Annotated in this window: 1 protein-coding gene; it reads right to left on the bottom strand. The window is 52.9% G+C overall.

Going from position 1 to position 1623, the window contains the following annotated elements:
* Window positions 1-1153: 1153 nt before the first annotated feature.
* Complete coding sequence (locus HMPREF2845_RS05000; RefSeq protein WP_070634043.1) at window positions 1154-1489, bottom strand: hypothetical protein; 336 nt, start codon at window positions 1487-1489, stop codon at window positions 1154-1156.
* Window positions 1490-1623: the final 134 nt, after the last annotated feature.

The raw sequence follows: 1623 nt of genomic DNA, 5'->3' as shown, positions 1-1623 counted from the left end.
CAACTCAGCACGCATCCACCCCTCCGGAGTATTTACATCAAGCAGGGGCTTCGTAAAATCAAACGGAGCACGCCAATACTCAGGGTCTTCACGATAATCGTAAGCTTCTTCTGCAATCTCGCTACTCATGGGGAACCTCCTGATAATATGCAAAAAATGTGTACCCACACCGGCGCCATGTGCAACGCCGCTTAGAGCGCTCATGATAGGCGCGGGCGGTGTGCGATACCGCCGATAGTTCCCACTATACGGGTTCCCCCGCGACCCGCAAGCGGTTTCGTCACCGGGCGGGCGCCTCCCCGAATCTGGGCAGGGAATCCGTGCCAAGAATTGGGCAAGGAATCTGGGCGCCATAAAACCATGGCAAGCGGGTATAGCAAAAGGCACCCTGTCACTTAGCAGGATGCCTTTCACATGGGACCTAACGTAGCCTGCAAATAGGTTTGCCCCAAGTAATTTCGCATCTTCCAGATACGGACACATAATGCTGGCAGTTTCATAAGACATCAGAATATGTGGTTATCCTGATATGTGGTTATCCTGATCAAGCTCCGTTTATTGGGGGAAACGGTGGAATTCTCTCTGGGATAAGAACCTCACCAGCTGCGGTACGCTCATCATACTCGCGTGCGATAGTGCGCATTTGGACATGCGACCCCCGCTTAAAGCGCTCCTCAAGAACCCATTGGCGTTTCATGGCTTCAGCCTTATTAGCTGGTGCCGGCGGCGTAATCTTAGTTACGCAGAAGGTGATAGGGTCGCTCAGCGTCGGAGGAATTTTTTCAGGTTCCATGTGAGTATTCTAGTCTAGCTTCTTACTGAGTTCTGTTGGCATGGTACACATGCACCGCATTTTTAGATTCCTTCTGGGTATAGCAAAAGGCACCCCGCCGCTTAGCAGGATGCCTTTCACAAAAGTTATATGGAGTTAACCGGTGGTGCCTCCGGTGTCTTCTAGACCGAAGCATAAAGCCGCGGCCGCCCGAGCGTTATTGCCGCACCAATAGGTGAGGCTCAGGGTTTCAGAGGGGTCGTTTAACTCCTTGAGCCCAAGTATACACGAAAGAGACCCCCTGCGTTCCCCACAGAGGAGGGGGAACACATGGGGGTCTCTGCCCTTAAACCAGAGAGGCACTCACGTACCCCGCAAGTTCTAGAAAGGCAGAAGCGCCAAATCGTATGGAGTGCCAGCATAAACATCCGGCAACTCACCATTAGCTACCTTCTCACGATACAATCTGGTTACTTCGCTATCTCTGAAGGGGAATTCCTTAGCTTCATACCTACGCTTAATCTCTGCTAAACCCCACTCATATTCGGCACCGGGGCGTGCCACCGGAGCATTAAAATAACGCCCCTTCAACTCAGCACGCATCCACCCCTCCGGAGTATTTGCATCAGATATGGGCTTCGTAAAATCGAACGGAGCTCGCCAATACTCAGGGTCTTCACGATAATCGTAAGCTTCTTCTGTGGTCTCGCTACTCATGGGGAACCTCCTGATAATGTGCGACGCCGCATGGGGCGCTCATGATAGGCAGGCGGTGTGCGGTACCGCCGATAGTTCCCACTATACGGGCTCTTCCGTAACCCGCAAGCGGTTTCGTCACCGGGCGGGCGCCT

It is taken from the genome of Rothia sp. HMSC065B04 (assembly GCF_001812285.1).
In the GTDB taxonomy this organism is placed as follows: Bacteria; Actinomycetota; Actinomycetes; order Actinomycetales; family Micrococcaceae; genus Rothia; species Rothia mucilaginosa.
The sequence above is the reverse complement of the archived record's forward strand: the minus strand, read 5'-3'. Positions and strand labels throughout refer to the sequence as shown.